The sequence below is a fragment of the Dysgonomonas sp. HDW5B genome (genome assembly GCF_011299335.1).
Taxonomy (GTDB): Bacteria; Bacteroidota; Bacteroidia; order Bacteroidales; family Dysgonomonadaceae; genus Dysgonomonas_A.
The window spans coordinates 1,093,273-1,110,423 of sequence record NZ_CP049858.1 but is presented as its reverse complement, the minus strand read 5'-3'; the positions used below and the strand labels follow the sequence as shown (position 1 = coordinate 1,110,423).

General features: G+C 36.4%; 12 protein-coding genes. 11 read left to right on the top strand and 1 reads right to left on the bottom strand.

Annotation, left to right across the window (positions count from 1 at the left end):
- Positions 1–12: 12 nt before the first annotated feature.
- The 11 genes from G7051_RS04540 (at position 13) to G7051_RS04490 (ending at position 16,624) form a co-directional block, all read left to right on the top strand.
- Complete coding sequence (locus G7051_RS04540; protein ID WP_166198821.1) at positions 13–1,704, top strand: glutamine--tRNA ligase/YqeY domain fusion protein; 1,692 nt, start codon at positions 13–15, stop codon at positions 1,702–1,704.
- Positions 1,705–1,715: 11 nt separating this feature from the next.
- Positions 1,716–3,131, top strand: a complete 1,416-nt coding sequence (locus G7051_RS04535) for a tetratricopeptide repeat protein (RefSeq protein WP_166198820.1) — start codon at positions 1,716–1,718, stop codon at positions 3,129–3,131.
- Positions 3,132–3,505: 374 nt separating this feature from the next.
- Positions 3,506–6,526 (top strand): TonB-dependent receptor, encoded by a 3,021-nt coding sequence (locus tag G7051_RS04530; RefSeq protein ID WP_166198819.1) that lies wholly within the window; start codon positions 3,506–3,508, stop codon positions 6,524–6,526.
- A 39-nt stretch (positions 6,527–6,565) separates the two neighbouring features.
- Positions 6,566–7,972, top strand: coding sequence for a RagB/SusD family nutrient uptake outer membrane protein (locus tag G7051_RS04525; protein WP_166198818.1), 1,407 nt, complete (start codon positions 6,566–6,568; stop codon positions 7,970–7,972).
- A 130-nt stretch (positions 7,973–8,102) separates the two neighbouring features.
- On the top strand, positions 8,103–8,615 hold the full coding sequence (locus tag G7051_RS04520; RefSeq protein ID WP_166111699.1) for a Fur family transcriptional regulator: 513 nt from the start codon (positions 8,103–8,105) through the stop codon (positions 8,613–8,615).
- Positions 8,612–9,886, top strand: coding sequence for an adenylosuccinate synthase (locus G7051_RS04515; protein ID WP_166111696.1), 1,275 nt, complete (start codon positions 8,612–8,614; stop codon positions 9,884–9,886). The genes G7051_RS04520 and G7051_RS04515 overlap by 4 nt, the downstream gene beginning before the upstream one ends.
- Positions 9,887–10,010: 124 nt before the next feature.
- The gene (locus tag G7051_RS04510; protein ID WP_166111693.1) at positions 10,011–10,691 is read left to right on the top strand and encodes a zinc metallopeptidase; all 681 of its coding nucleotides are present in this window, start codon (positions 10,011–10,013) and stop codon (positions 10,689–10,691) included.
- A gap of 114 nt (positions 10,692–10,805) precedes the next feature.
- Positions 10,806–11,924 (top strand): metallophosphoesterase, encoded by a 1,119-nt coding sequence (locus G7051_RS04505; protein WP_166198817.1) that lies wholly within the window; start codon positions 10,806–10,808, stop codon positions 11,922–11,924.
- The gene (locus G7051_RS04500) at positions 11,921–13,048 is read left to right on the top strand and encodes a metallophosphoesterase (RefSeq protein WP_166198816.1); all 1,128 of its coding nucleotides are present in this window, start codon (positions 11,921–11,923) and stop codon (positions 13,046–13,048) included. Before G7051_RS04505 ends, G7051_RS04500 begins: the two co-directional genes overlap by 4 nt.
- 687 nt (positions 13,049–13,735) lie before the next feature.
- Positions 13,736–16,018 (top strand): GH92 family glycosyl hydrolase, encoded by a 2,283-nt coding sequence (locus G7051_RS04495; protein WP_370522987.1) that lies wholly within the window; start codon positions 13,736–13,738, stop codon positions 16,016–16,018.
- Between the two features lie 165 nt (positions 16,019–16,183).
- A complete protein-coding gene (locus G7051_RS04490; RefSeq protein ID WP_166198814.1) occupies positions 16,184–16,624 on the top strand; it encodes a carboxymuconolactone decarboxylase family protein in 441 nt (146 codons plus the stop codon).
- 58 nt (positions 16,625–16,682) lie between these two features.
- On the opposite strand, the gene G7051_RS04485 is transcribed toward G7051_RS04490, so the two are convergent.
- Positions 16,683–17,141 (bottom strand): type I restriction enzyme HsdR N-terminal domain-containing protein, encoded by a 459-nt coding sequence (locus tag G7051_RS04485; RefSeq protein ID WP_166198813.1) that lies wholly within the window; start codon positions 17,139–17,141, stop codon positions 16,683–16,685.
- Positions 17,142–17,151 lie beyond the last annotated feature (10 nt).

Sequence of the window (17,151 nt, the reverse complement as noted above, 5' to 3'; positions counted from 1 at the left end):
AAGAATAAGCAAATGTCAGAAATTACGCCAACAGAAGAAAAGAAAAGTCTAAACTTTATAGAAGTAATAGTTGAAAAAGACTTGCAAGAGGGAAAAGACGGAGGACGTATTCAAACGCGCTTCCCACCTGAGCCAAATGGTTATTTGCATATAGGACATGCAAAAGCAATTTGTTTAGATTTTGGTTTGGCGCAGAAATATAACGGTATATGTAACCTTCGTTTCGACGACACGAATCCGGTGAAGGAAGATGTAGAATACGTCGATTCTATCATGGCGGATATTCAATGGTTAGGGTTCGATTGGGCAAATGTATATTATGCATCCGATTATTTTCCTAAACTATGGGATTTTGCTATCCAACTGATTAAGGAGGGTAAAGCCTATATTGATGAGCAGTCGGCAGAAGAAATTGCAAAACAAAAAGGGACTCCTACTCAGGCCGGAACTCATAGTCCATACAGAGACCGTTCGATTGAAGAAAATCTGGATTTATTTGAAAAAATGAATCAGGGAGTTTTTGAAGAGGGTAGTATGGTATTGAGAGCTAAAATAGATATGGCTTCTTCTAATATGCATTTTAGAGATCCTATAATATATAGAATCATCAAACAAGCTCACCATCGTACAGGTAACCAGTGGTATGCATATCCGATGTATGATTTTGCTCACGGGCAATGTGATTATTTCGAGGGTGTTACCCATTCTATTTGTACTTTGGAATTTGTGGTTCATCGTCCTCTTTATGATTGGTTTATAGATCAATTGGCTACCAGTGATTATCGTCCGGCTCAATATGAATTTAACCGTTTGAATCTTACTTACACAATGATGAGTAAGCGCAAGCTTTTACAATTGGTGAAAGAGGGATTGGTAAACGGTTGGGATGACCCTCGTATGCCTACCATTAGCGGATTTAGAAGACGAGGATATACGCCCGAATCGATACGTAACTTTATTGACAGGATTGGTTATACCAAATATGATGGTGTAATAGATGTTGCTTTGTTGGAATATGCTATTCGTGAAGACCTGAATAAAAGGGCAACGCGTGTGTCAGTTGTTATGGATCCTATAAAACTGATATTGACGAATTATCCCGAAGGTCAAACTGAGATAATGGATGCACAAAATAATCCCGAAGATGAAAATTCAGGAAGCCATAAAGTGGTATTTTCTCGTGAACTATATATCGAGAAAGATGATTTTATGGAGGATGCTCCTAAAAAATATTTCCGCCTTACTCCCGGACAGGAAGTGCGCTTGAAACATGGTTATATAATAAAATGTACAGGGTGTAAACATGATGAAGCCGGAAATGTTATAGAGGTATATGCCGAATATGATCCGATGACCAAAAGTGGTATGGCAGAAAGTAACCGTAAAGTAAAAGGGACTATCCATTGGGTGTCAACGGAAGATGCCATTGATGTGGATGTTCGTTTGTATGATCGTCTTTTTCTATCGGAAAATCCGGGAGATGAAAAAGAGGGTGATTTTAGAGACTTTTTGAATCCCGAATCATTGATTGTGAAAACAGGCTGTAAAGCAGAGTCTTATTTGAAAGAAGCTAAAGCTTACGATCATTTTCAATTTCAAAGGATTGGGTATTTTAATGTTGATCCAGACTCTACTCCCGATCATTTAGTGTTTAATAGAACAGTTACACTAAAAGATTCATGGAGTAAAATGAAAGATAAGTAAATATATTGTTTATGGAAGAACGTGATATCTCTGATTTACTAGCCCGTTATGAGCAAATGCTTCTGACGGGTAAGAGTATGTACTTTGATGCCGATGAATATGATGATTTGGCTGAGTACTATGATAAATTGGATGATATTGAAACAGCCCGTGAGATAGTTGATCTTGGGCTGAGTATTCATCCTGATAATGAGGCTTTAATGTTGAGGTTTGGGAAGTATTTGGTTTATGATGCCAAATACACTACTGCTTTACATTATCTTAATTCTCGATTTTCTTCTTATGATTTTGAGCTTTATCTATTGAAGATAGAGTGTTTGCTTCACTTAGATTTGTATGCAGAAGCATATGAATTGACGGCTGAGATATTAAGTGATGAAGATACCGATCTGGATGTGATATTATCGGAATTGGGTTTTCTTTATGTAGGGGCAGAGTATTATGATGAGGCAATTCTTTATTTTGAGAAGAGCTTAGAGTATGACCCTAATAATATTGAAGTGCTTAATGACCTTGCATATGCTTATGAGGTTAAATCTGATTTCGCTTCTGCTATTATAGTCTGTAATCAGATATTGGATGCAGACCCTTATTCAATAGATAGCTGGATAATGCTGGGTAAGTTATATTCCCTTGAGGAAGATTTTGAGAAAGCGATTGACGCTTTTGATTTTGCTTTAGCTCTGGATGAGGCTAATATAAATATTCTCAAATTAAAAGCCCATTGTCTGTTGTTGTCTGAGCGGTCAGAAGAAGCCATTGAAATGCTGAAAGAATGTATTAAAATGTCTCCGGATGAAAGTTTGTTATATCTTTCTCTGGCAGAATGCTATATGAGCCTTGAATTATATAAAGATGTTTTGAAAGCTCTTTTTGCTTATGAAGATTTGGTTGGCGAGACACCTGAGTCAATGGCTAAAAAGGCACATGCCTATTTGTTGCAGGGGAAGATTGACGAGGCAGTAGAGTTTATAGATAAGGCGTTGAATGCAGACTCTGATTCTTTTGACGTAAATATGATTGCAGGCGAAGTATATTTGAAATTAAATATTCCGTCAGGTGCTGAGATTTTTTATAAAAAGGCTCTTACCCTTAATGAGGAGAATGCAGAGGAAGTTCTGGAGAAGCTTGTTTCGGTATATCTTCGTAAAGACGAGTTACTAAATGCTATTGAATGTCAGGAAAGATTGTTTGAAATAACAGAATCAGCTCAATCTCATGAAAAGTTAGCATTGTTATATATGGAGAATGGAGATAAAGAGAGTTTTCAGGCTGCTATTGAATCTTTCGATGATGAATCGCTATTTTCTATCCTCTCAGTTTTTTATCCTAACGATATGTCAGATCCTCCTAGTCGTGAATCAATGCTGCTTCGGTTAAATGAAGCTTATGAATGCCGATTATTGTATAAAAATATTAAATACTAGGGTTCTTATTGTCGTATCTTAACACTTTGAAGTGTTTGTGAGAAACGATTTTGGAGTAATCTGTTAATTTGTAAACCGTTGGTCTTTTGATTGACGGTTTTTTTTGTTTGTATAAATATACATTTGAGATTTTCTTGACAATTTGATGTTATTTTTCATTTTTTACTCTATTAATATGGAGTAGGGGCTCTTCGTTTGTATCTAATATCTTTTTTAAATAAAGAAAAACTAACATTTAACATGGCAAATTTTGTGTATTTTGTGAAAAAAATATACATTTGCGACTCCCATTGTGAAATAATGTAAAAGAATTCCCTTGGATTTGTAGATAATTGATTGATATTAAAATAATTGAGTAATTTAAAGTAGTGTTTATGAAAAAATTGATAATGATTTTGACTTGTATCATTGCAAGTGTCGGGTTATCAGTAGCTCAAACAACACGAGTTTCAGGTACAATCTTAGATGATACCGGTGAAACCGTGATTGGAGCTTCAGTCGTAGCTAAAGGTACAACTGTAGGAACAGTGACCGATATCGATGGTAATTTCTCTTTGAATATCCCATCAGATAAGAAAACGCTAGTGATTTCTCTTATTGGTATGAAAACCAAAGAGGTAGCAGCCGGAACAGACCTTAAGATCATTTTAGAAAATGATTCTAAGTTGATGGATGAGGTTGTAGTAACAGGTTATGGTCTGGTTAAGAAGGCTACATTTACAGGGTCGGCGACTACTGTTCAGTCTAAAGCGTTGACAGACATAACCAGTTCTTCAGTAGATAAAGCTTTACAAGGAAACTCTGCCGGTTTGCTTACTCAAGCAGCTTCAGGACAACCTGGTGCAGGTCAGAGGATAGTTGTGAGAGGGCTTGGTTCTGTGAATGCAGGTACTGAACCTTTGTGGATTGTAGACGGAGTTCCTATTGCTACAGGTAACTTTGGACAATTGACTTCTACCGGAGAGACTACTTATTCTGATAATTCGAATGCTTTGGCTGGTATAAATCCGAATGATATCGAAAGCATAACTGTGTTGAAAGATGCTTCTGCTACATCTATTTATGGAGCTCGTGCAGCAAATGGAGTAGTGGTAGTTACCACTAAATCAGGGATTGATGGCAAGACCAGATTCTCTTTATCTTCTAATTATGGCTGGTCAAGAAGAGCTACCAATAATTTTAAGGTAATGAACAAAGCTCAATATACTGAATATATGACAGAGGCTTTGTTTAATAGTGGAGGGTATAGTTCTTTGGATGAAGCTCAACAGGATTTATTTGATACTTTTCCTAAAGATGCAAATGGAAATTCGTATAATTTTAATTGGATGGATAGAACATATAGAAATGATGCGCCTACCTATTCATTTGATATCTCTGCAAATGGAGGTAATGCGAAAACTAAATTCTTTGTTTCAGCAGGATATTTTAATCAAGAAGGTATTTTAGAGGCATCGGCTATGAATCGTATCTCGAACAAATTCAATATAACTCATGCCTACTCAAATAAACTTAGATTTGGATTGAGTAGTACTCTATCTTTGACTAAGCAAGAAACTCCATTAACAACAAGTTCTTATTATTCTAATCCAGTATTGGCATCAGCTATAATACCAGCTCTTGATCCAGGCGAAATAGACGGAGTTCCAACGAAGTTAACTGTTTTATCTGCAAATTTTTTGGCGAATATAAAATATAACTATGCTAACTCTAGAACTTATAGAGTTATTGAGAGTGCTTTTGTAGAATATGATCTTCTGGAAGGGTTGACCTTTAAAACACAATGGGGTGTTGACTTTATGCAAGTGAATGAGGCTCAGTGGGATGATCCAAGGGTTCCCGGTAATACAGCATCTACTCTTGGAGGACGTGCTACACGTACAGGAGGAGAAAGTTTAGTTTGGAACATTACTAATACATTGAATTATAATAAAGTATTTGATAAAGTTCATAATTTAAATGTAATGGTTGGACAAGAAGCAAATGATGACTCTTATCGCTATCAAATTGCTGCTTCGGAAGGTTTTCCTACTCCCGATTTTCAAGAGTTGACAGCAGGAGCCAATCCTGTTACAGCTGAAAGTGATTATAAGCATGTGAGACTGTTTTCTTTATTCACTAGAGTAAACTATGCATATGATAACAAATATATTTTGTCAACAAGTTTCCGTCGAGACGGTTCTTCTCGATTCTCTAAAGACAATCTATATTCAAACTTCTGGTCTGTTGGTGGACAATGGAGAATGAGTCAGGAGAATTTCCTTCAAAATGTAGAATGGTTAACAAATCTAGGCCTAAGAGCTAGTTATGGAACATCAGGTAATTCAGATGTTACTACTTTTACGACTGCTGGGTCAGAACTTGATGGAAGACACCCTGCATTAGGATTATATTCTGGTGGAGCCAATTATAATGGAGTATCAGGTATTTACCCATTGCAGATGGTTAATAATGATTTGAAATGGGAGTCAACAGCTTCATTTAACGTAGGTGTAGATTTCTCTGCTTTTAATAATAGATTATCTACAACTCTTGAATTCTACAATAAGAATACAACAGATCTACTATTCCGTGTCCCAGTATCTTCTACTACCGGATTTACCACAGCAATGAGAAACGTGGGAAGTATGAGAAATAGAGGAGTAGAATGGACAATATCAGGGGTTCCTGTTGTTACTAAAGATTTTGAATGGACTGTTAGCTTCAATATAAGTCATAATAAGAATAAAGTAACAGAACTGTACGGTGGACAAGATATCATTACTACAAATCGAATCAAACGTGAAGGGGAAGATGTTCAGTCTATTTATACTTATGAATGGGCTGGCGTAGACCCAGACGATGGCGCTCCAATGTGGTATGCGGAAGATGGAAGTAAAGTAAAAAGTATTTCAAAAGCTAATAGACGAATTGTTGGATCTGCCGCTCCTAAATACTTTGGAGGTTTAACAAATACGTTTAAATATAAGGGATTTGACTTGTCTGCATTGTTCTACTTCAATCAAGGTAATAAGATTTCAGACCAGACTTTGGCCATGGTGAATGCTTTTGGTGCTAGAGGTTTATGGAATCAATCACCAGATGTGTTGAATAGATGGCAAAAACCAGGAGACATAACAGATGTTCCAAAAGTTATCTATGGTGTATCTCCTTCAGTATATGCTCCAATGTCTACTAGATATGTATATGATGGTTCTTTTATCCGTTTGAGAAATTTAAATATCGGCTATACATTACCAAATGTACCAGGATTACGTATTTATTTCCAAGGAACGAATCTTTTGACTTTTACAGATTATAAAGGACTTGATCCTGAAGTTGGAATTAACGGAGACCCATGGTTTGGATATCCTGTTGCTAAAACCATGACATTTGGTTTTAATTACAATTTTTAAATCTTAGTTCTTGAACCTATTTTAAATTAAGAAAAGATTATGAATAAATATATTAAAATGTTTGCTTTAGCGGTAATTGCTACCGTATCACTGCAATCCTGTGATAGTTTCTTGGATTTGAAGCCAAGTTCTTCTGTCGATTCCGCAAATGCTATAAATAATGTTCAAAGTGCAACAGCAGCATTAGTTGGAACTTATGATGGGTTACAGTATTATTATAGTTATGGACGTGACTTTGTTGTTTACGGTGATGTTTTAACTAATAACGTAAAAGCCTCTCCTACTAATTCTAATCGATTCACTTCAGAGGCAGCTTGGTCATGGAGTGTGTCAACAGCAGACTTTGGTTATTATTGGAATCAAACATATAATACAATAAACAGGGCTAATAATATAATAAATGCAAAAATTTCTGGAGATCAGACTGCTGTAAACCAGATTGTTGGTGAAGCATATGCTCTTAGGGCTTTACTACATTTTGATTTAGTTCGGATGTATGCTCAAGACTATAATTTTACTACTGATCATTCTCATTTAGGTGTACCATATATAACAAAACATGATGCAACAGGGCAACCTAAAAGAAATACAGTGAATGAGGTTTATACTAATATTCTTTCAGATTTAGGTAAGGCAGCTGAACTTGTGACTAAAATGCGTCAAGTTGCACCTTATACGCTTTCTCCTAATGCTATAAATGGATTATATGCAAGGGTATATCTTTATATGGGTAACTATGCCAAAGCTAAAGAGTATGCTGAGTTGGTAATCCCTAAATATAGTTTGATCCCCAACGATAAATATCTGGCCTCTTGGGGGGAGGAATATACCTCTGAGTCAATATTCACTTTAGCTCATAATCTTGTGGATAATCAAGGAACTAATGCTTTAGGATATATCTATATTGAAGCTGGTTATGGAGATCTATTGGTGGAACCCAAGTTTCCGGCTCTTTATGCCGAAGGTGATGTTCGAAAGGGTTGGTTTGTAAATGGTGAGGCAGCATCTAAAAAAGATAATATTTATGTAGAAGGTAAATATCCTGGTCGAGGAACACCTGGTTTGGATAATTATAGCATGCTTAGAGTTTCTGAAATGTATCTAATTGCAGCGGAATCAGCTGCAAGACTAGGAGATGAGACTACAGCTCGTAAATATTTGGACGCAATAAGACAAAGAGCTCTTCCTACAGCGGCATCAACAACTGCTACCGGACAAGCTTTAATCGATGCTATACTTCTAGAGAAACGCAAAGAACTAGCTTTTGAAGGACATTATTTTCATGATTTGAAACGATTGCATTTGCCAATTATTGCAGCTACTACCGGAACCGGAGCTTTAGGGCAAACTATTCAACCTGGTGATACAAGATTAGCATGGCCAATACCTCAAAGAGAAATTGATGCCAATCCAAATATTGCTACACAGCAAAATCCTGGATATTGATAATTGAATAATTATAATATAAAAAAACACGAAGAAATTACTCTTCGTGTTTTTTTATGTTCTCAATAATAAAGTTTCAAATTGTTCTTTGCTTAAAAAAGTGTATATTTGTTATTCTTGATCTGGTAAAATGGATAATCAGAAGATAAAAGAACAGGTTTTAAATAAGTTTACTGAATACCTCAATCAGCATAAACATCGCAAGACGCCCGAACGTTTTGCCATACTTGATCATATCTACTCTACAAAAGGACATTTTGATGTCGATTCGCTTTTTCAAACAATGAATACCCAAAGTATGCGGGTTAGCAGAGCTACACTGTACAATACAATCGAATTGTTATTGGATTGCGGTTTGTTAGTGAAGCATCAGTTTGGCGCAAATATATCTCAGTATGAACGTATATATGGTGCTGAAAACCATGATCACTTAATCTGTACTACATGTGGGAAGGTGAAGGAATATAAAAATGCAACACCATTTACTCAGACACAGCAAAAAAGGTTTGCCCGATTTAAGATTGGCTATTATAGTATGTATATATACGGAACATGTGCCAAGTGCTTAAAAGAAAAGCAACAAAGTGAGAAGAAATCAAAGAAATCAGAAGAAAATAAAATAAATACCAATAAAAAGAAATGAAAGCAGATGTACTACTGGGGTTGCAATGGGGTGACGAAGGTAAAGGCAAAATAGTGGACGTATTAACTCCAAAATATGAAGTAGTAGCTCGTTTTCAGGGCGGACCCAATGCGGGTCATACTTTAGAATTTGAGGGTGAGAAATATGTTTTAAGATCGGTTCCTTCGGGTATCTTTCAAGGAGATAAGATAAATATCATCGGAAATGGAGTGGTACTAGACCCTGCATTATTTAAAGGTGAAGTTGAGTCTCTTGAAAAGTCGGGGCATGATCTGACTAAACGCCTGTTGATCTCTAAGAAAGCCCATCTTATTTTACCTACACATCGTTTATTGGATGCTTGTTATGAAAATGCTAAGGGAGACTCTAAAATAGGAACTACCGGCAAAGGTATCGGACCTACATATACTGAGAAAGTAGGACGTGGAGGTTTGAGAGTGGGAGATCTCTTATGCGGTTTCGATGAAAAGTACCAACAGGTAAGAAACAGACATCTGGAAATACTAAATCAATATAACTTCGATTGCAGTTCATTGGCTGAAATCGAAAAAGAATGGTTTAAAGGTGTTGAAAAATTAAAAGAATTTACATTTGTAGATAGCGAGTATTATATCAATAATGCTTTGTCAAAACATAAATCGGTCTTAGCAGAAGGAGCACAAGGCACTATGCTGGATATCGACTTCGGATCTTATCCTTTTGTAACTTCATCTAATACGATCTCTTCGGGAGCATGTATTGGCTTGGGGATTCCTCCCAGCCATATAGGTGAAGTTTTTGGTATTTTCAAGGCATACTGCACACGTGTAGGTAGTGGTCCTTTCCCTACAGAGCTGTTCGATGAAACGGGTGACAAACTTCGCAAGCTAGGCTTTGAGTTTGGATCGGTAACAGGGCGTCCCCGCCGTTGTGGTTGGATTGATTTGGTTGCATTGCGTTATGCTATAATGATCAATGGGGTGACTCAACTGATTATGATGAAAAGCGATGTGTTGGATACATTCGAGACTATTAAAGCATGCGTTGCCTATAAAATCGATGGTAAAGAAACAACCGAATTTCCTTTCGAAATAGGAGACAACGTAACACCTGTATACAAGGAACTTCCCGGATGGAATATGGACATGACAAAAATGCAGAGTGAAGAAGAATTTCCTCAGGAATTTATAGACTATGTCAATTTTTTGGAGGAAGAGTTAGATGTAACTATCAGTATTGTATCAGTAGGACCTGATCGTGATCAGACTATTAAACGTCAATATTTCGTATAATCTCTGATTAGCCTTTTTTAAGTAATTATCAAATTTACAAACAATTAATATGTATATCTTTGGCATATCTTTTGATAAAGATAATTATAAGGTAGAAAAGGTTATTAATTAAAATAGTAAGATTATGTATTTCGGTTGGATTTTATTCGGTATAATTGCTTTAGGAGGCTGGATAGTTTCGGCAACATTACAAAGCAAATTTAAAAAATACTCAAAGGTACCATTAGATAGCGGATTGACAGGTAGAGATGTTGCATTGAAAATGCTGCATGACAATGGTATATATGATGTACAAGTAGTTTCGACCCAAGGTATGCTAACGGATAATTACAATCCGGGCAACAAAACGGTAAACTTAAGCGAAGGTGTTTATCATAGTAATAGTGTGGCGGCAGCTGCTGTTGCGGCACACGAATGCGGACACGCTGTACAGCATGCTAAGGCGTACGGACCTTTGACTTTAAGATCGGCTTTGGTGCCAACGGTTAGCTTTGCTTCGAAATGGGTTATGTGGGTATTATTGGCAGGTATATTTATGATCAATACTTTCCCTATATTATTATGGATTGGTATCGGTTTGTTTGCAATGACTACCATCTTTAGTTTTGTGACATTACCTGTCGAAATTGATGCCAGTAATCGTGCTTTAGTATGGCTTAATACAGCCGGTATCGTAAGAGATTCTAATAAGGATAAAGCAAAAGATGCTCTAAAGTGGGCTGCATATACATATGTTGTAGCTGCTTTAGGTTCTTTAGCCACTCTTATTTATTATATCTTTATCGCACTGGGGAGCAGGAGATAATCCTTATCCCTCTAAAATATAAAGAGTAACATTATAGTTACTCTTTTTTTTCATGGCACATACAGATGTAGATGTGTAGTATAGGATTTTATTTTTATCAAGCTCTGACTGATTATGAAATATCTTTTTTTTATCATTTTTCTTTTACTTTTTTTAGCAGGTAATTATTATGTTTTCTACAGAGCTTGGACGGTTATCCCTTTAAGCGTATTAACGCGTTCGTTATTGATCGGGGTAGCTGTAGTATTGATAGGTTCTATTTTTTTGTTATTTCTGGCAGGGGAGCATTTTCCGGTCGGAGTAACATCTGTTTTATATATAATCGGAACCTCGTGGGTCTTTATTTTTATTTATGTTCTTATTTTTAATTTACTCACCGACTTGATTCGTGCCTCCCATCTTGTACCTCGGGATACACTGAACCAATATACCAAAGATAATTGGCTTAGTTTTGGCTTGACAGTGGGTTTTATCGGCTTGCTGATGCTGTGTGGTTATTTAAAATACCGCATTAAAGAACGGGTCGATCTGCCTATCGAAATTACTAAAACCATAGGAGCCGGCGATTCGCTTACTATAGTGGCACTTAGTGATATGCACTTAGGATATGGCATCGGTAAAAGTGAGCTGCAACAATGGGTAGAGCTTATCAATAAAGAAAATCCGGATATTGTTCTTATTGCAGGAGATATTATAGATAGTAGTGTCAGACCGCTGATTGAACAGAATATGTCGGATGATCTGAAAAAGATAAAATCGAAATACGGAGTATATGCCGTTATGGGCAATCATGAGTATATCAGCGGAGCTTTGGCTTCTTCGAAATTCATAGAAGACTCAGGCATTAAACTAATCAGAGATTCTGTTGTTTTAATTGATAGCATGTTTTATATTGTCGGACGAGATGATAAGTCGAATCCGAATCGAAAACCTCTTGCAGCATTAACTGGTTCTTTAGATAAATCGAAGCCCATAATTTTGTTAGATCACCAACCGTATAATTTAGAAGAAGCTGAAAATGAAGGGGTAGATATTCAATTTTCGGGGCATACACATCGAGGACAGATATGGCCTATTTCGCTGATAACCGATATGATTTATGAAGACTCGTATGGGTATTTGAAAAAAGGAAATACAAATATATATGTAAGTTCGGGTATGGGGCTTTGGGGTGGAAAATTCCGTATAGGAACACAGTCCGAATATGCTGTAATTAAAGTAAAAACGAAATGAAAGTCTTCTTATTTCAAGCACTTATAGTACATCTTATATTTAATGTATATGTATTTGTACGAGGATGGCAGCTTTTACCCAAGAGTAAAGTATACAGAATTCCTTATGCATCGCTGTTTGCAATAGAGCTTATCGTATATCTGATAGGATTGATTTTCAATGTTATGTTACCATCTGCTATCTTGAAGCCTATTTTGTTGATTGGAACTTCATGGATGATATTTATTGGCTATACTTCGGCCTTACTACTGATTTATGATTTTGTTAAATTTTTAGGGCGCTGGATTCAGCCTATCCGAAGATTAAACTTACAAAAGGTTTCATTCCGAAGAATATATAGCATACTATCGCTGGTTATTGTAATTTCTTCGATGACATACGGACATTATCGCTTTTGGCATCCTGTTGTAACAACGATGGATTTAGCTGTTGATAAAAAAGTAGAAGGGCTTAAAACTCTTAAAGTCGTGATGGTGGCAGACATACATGTCGGACATTTGATTGATAAAAAGGTGTTGAGTATGTATGTGGATAAAATAATGGAACAAAAGCCGGATGTTATCCTGTTGGTTGGTGATATTATAGACTATGATCTGTCTCCATTGGTAGATCAGAGGATGGGGGAGGAGTTCCAACGTTTAAAAGCTCCTTATGGAGTATATGTGACTACAGGTAATCACGAATACAGATTAAATTCGAAAGAGAAAATAGCTTGGTTAACTTCCGAGACTGGAATGACCATGCTAAGAGATACGACCATAAATATAGCTGATAAATTTTATATTGTAGGTCGAGAAGACGATCATGCCGAACATCGAAAACCATTAACTGAGCTGATGCAGCATGTTGATAAGCAATTGCCTGTAATTGTGATGAATCATGAACCTAAAAATCTATCTGAAGAATCGGATGAACAGGCAGACCTTGCTGTTTATGGACATACTCATAACGGACAATTGTTTCCCAATAATTTATTGATGAGTCTGATATATGAAGTCGGTCATGGTTATAAAAAGAAAGATAATACACATGTTTATGTTACTTCGGGACTAGGACTCGCCGGCCCTCAGTATCGTATCGGAACTATTTCTGAAATCGTAGTTTTAAATCTGCATTTTAAATAAAAGCAAACATTTAGTGAGACTCTAAAAGAGTATCATACTCTGTTGTTATTTTGCTAACCAAAGTAACAAATAGTTCTGTGAGCTTAATTAGTGTTTTTATGATTAGTTGGGAGATGGTATGCCTTCAACTATAACTGGTTGTATTTGCTGTATTCATCTAATTGATAAAGAGGTATGAGACTTTAGTTTATCTATAAAGGTAAGAGTACAAGTTTAAATCGTATTAGGTTTGAAGGGAAATAAAAAAGCAACATAAAAAGTGTCACTTTTGTCATTTTTGTCACCTTTTGTGGGTTTGTTATCTGATTATTAGTAATTTGAGAAAGTTGCATAATTGTACTGTATCTTGTAACCTTTGTAGCTTAATTGTATAACTTTTGTCACTTTAGTGTAAGTGAGTGATTAAGCTAATAATAAGAGCTGAAAGTATAATCAGGGCTTTAAACTGTCATTTTGTTTGGAAAATTATTACTATTTTTACCGAGGGACATAATAAAAGGCGTAAATTGCAGTTCTTTCCCTATTTATAAGTAAAAGAAAGTATTTAATGTCGTGTTCTAAAGCAATAACTATCAATGTTATACTTGGATGGACAATAAATAGGTCTGAGACCTTAATATAATGCGAATTAGCGTAATTGACATAAATCTTAAATAAGTTAACTAAAGTATGGTAACAAAAAAAATCATGAGAAACGCTCTCGGATTGGGTATTTGTACCGGCTTGATGCTGGGTACGATTGCTTGTTCTGAAAAAGGGCAAAAAGAAGCTGAACTTGAAAATCTGACACAGTATGTTGATCCTTACATTGGTACAGGCGATCATGGCCACGTATTTATGGGAGCCAATGTTCCTTTTGGATTCGTACAGCTAGGACCTACTCAGCATAGTCAGGGATGGGATTGGTGTTCGGGATATCATATCAGCGATTCTACCATTATCGGTTTCGGACATATGCACTTGAGCGGAACAGGTATTGGCGATTTAGGCGATATCTCATTCATGCCTGCCGTTGGAGATGTTAAATTAACAAGAGGTACACTTCCTGACGAATCAACAGGTATCTATTCTTACTTTTCACACGATAAAGAAACAGCTAAACCTGGATATTATTCGGTTCATCTGGATCGATTTGGTATCGATGTGGAATTGACAGCAACTCAACGAGTGGGATTTCATAAATATACATTCCCTGAGTCATCAGATCCTAAAATTATTATTGACCTGGAACATGGTATCGGGTGGGATATGCCTGTAGATGCTACTTTGATTCAGGAAAATGACAGTGTAATTTCGGGTTATCGCTTCTCTAAGGGATGGGCAAACGATCAACGCGTTTATTTTACAGCGACTTTCTCGAAACCGATATCTAAATTTGTTTTATCGGATACTACTGCAGTTTACGAAGGATCTAAAACCCCTATGCGTAAAATCTATGGTCAGGTATTTTTTGCTCCTACTAAAACCGGAGAACAAATATATGCTAAAGTTGCTCTGTCGCCGGTGAGTATCGAAAATGCAAAGATGAACATGCAAGCAGAGCTTCCCGGATGGGATTTCGAAAAAACCGTTGCTAATGCAGATAAGGCTTGGAATGAAGAGCTGAATAAGATTGTGGTGAAATCGGATAGTAAAACCGATCTTCGCAATTTCTATACTGCAATGTATCACTCTATGGTAGCTCCATCGGTATTTGCTGATGTGAATGGCGACTATTGGGGTACCGATAAGAAAGTACACACCAACAATGATTTTACTAATTATACAACTTTCTCACTTTGGGATACATATCGTGCAGCTCAGCCGTTGCAAACTATTATCCATCCCGAGTTGGCAAAAGATGTAGCCAGTACTTTCATTGAAATATTTAAACAACAGGGAAAATTACCGGTGTGGCATTTGATGGGTAACGAAACCGACTGTATGGTGGGTAATCCGGGAGTTATTGTTCTGGCAGACTTATTCTTGAAAGGCTTTGTTGCTGATAAAGATAAAGAAGCTGCTTATGAGGCGATGAAGACTTCGATGATGTTGGACGAAAGAGGTCTTAACTGGTTGAAAGAATATGGATATATTCCTTACGATAAAGAAAAAACATTCGAGTCTGTTGCTAAAGGCTTAGAATATGCTATCGCAGACTGGAGTGTTGCTCAGGTTGCAAAAGAAATGGGTAAGACCGAAGACTACGATTATTTCATCAAAAGAAGTGAGTCTTATAAAAATTACTTTGATAAAGAGACTCAGTTTATGAGAGGTCTTTCTTCTACAGGTACATTCCGTGTACCATTTAATCCATTGCATTCTACTCACCGTGAGGATGATTACACCGAGGGTAATGCTTGGCAATATACTTGGTTGGTTCCTCATGATGTGAATGGCTTGATTAGCTTATTCGGAAGCGAAGAAGCTTTCGTAACAAAACTTGATTCATTGTTTACTATACAAGGAGATATGGGATCAGAAGCTTCTCCTGACATTAGCGGATTGATCGGACAATATGCGCATGGAAATGAGCCAAGTCATCAAGTTCTTTACTTGTATCCATTCGTAGGTCAACAATGGAAAACGGCAGAAAAAGTACGTGAAGTACTTACTACTCTTTATTTTGACAAACCTGCCGGATTGAGCGGTAATGAAGATGTGGGTCAGATGTCATCATGGTATATTCTTTCGGCATTAGGATTCTATCCGATGGCTCCTGCCGGAGGCGACTATATCTTTGGCAGCCCTCAGATGAAAGAAGCTACTATAAATCTGGGAGACGGAAAAACATTTAAAGTGATTGCAGCCAACAATAGTCCTGAGAATAAATATATTCAAAGTGCTAAGTTGAACGGTAAGCCTTATACTAAATCTTATATCAATCATAAAGACGTAGTTGCGGGTGGTACTTTAGAATTTGAAATGGGACCTCAACCTTCAAAAACTTTTGGAGTTGATAAAGCCGACAGACCTGTTTCTGTGAAATAAAAAGATTAGATAAAATCAATAAATGAAAGAGCGGTTATCCTTTGAGGGGTAACCGCTCTTTTGTTTTAAGTTAATACTTCTATTCAATATTGTTTTCTTAAACCAGTTTAATCTTATTAGACTAGAATAGGTTTAACTTCGCTTTAACCAAAAAAACAAACAATTATGGAAACGAAAAGAATAAAAATACATGAGGTTGCTCCGGAAGCCTATAAGGCGATGCTCAAATTAGAAACATATTTACATGGTACATCATTGTCTCCAATTGAAAAAGAACTGATAAAAATCAGAGCATCACAAATAAATGGCTGTGCATATTGTCTTAACATGCATACAAGAGATGCACGGAAATTAGGAGAAACAGAACAACGTATCTATTTGTTGAATGTTTGGCATGAAACTGAGTTATATACAGAAAGTGAAAGGATCATTCTTACTTTGACAGAAGAGATAACTTTGATAAGCGATGGGGGAGTTTCGGAAGAGACCTATCAAAAAGCAGAAGCTCTACTCGGCAAAGAAAAGCTGGCAGAGGTTATTATGGCAATTATAACTATCAATGCATGGAATCGAATAGGTGTAAGTACATTACTTCCTTTAGATTAGACCAACTGTGGGCTATAAGAAAGCATGAGGTTATTCTTTTGAGTAGCCTCATTTCTTTTTAGAGGCTTTTTTCTAAAGCTGTATAAAGAGGTATTTCAGATAAGTACTCGAAGCTAAGATTATCATAATCGATACAGCAGCAATAATGTTCCATTCCATTCGATATAATTAGATACTTAACCCGAAGTACAATATTATATCTGGCAATCTGATCGAATACTTCCTGAGTAATCTTTACATCAGGAGACTTATATTCTACAATGACCAAAGGGTTGAGCTTATTGTCATATATTACCGAATCACACCTTTTTCGTTGCGTATTAAGTGATATCTGGGTTTCGTTTGCAATAAGAGATGGGGGGTATTGTTTTTCTGTTATCAGATAGTTAATAAAATGTTGCCTTACCCACTCCTCAGGTGTAAGAGCCACATATTTGGAGCGTATTTGATCCCAAATGTATAGCTTATCGTTTTTTTTTATCTTTGGAGTATATGGTGGTAAATTTAGTTCTAACATTTTTGCTATC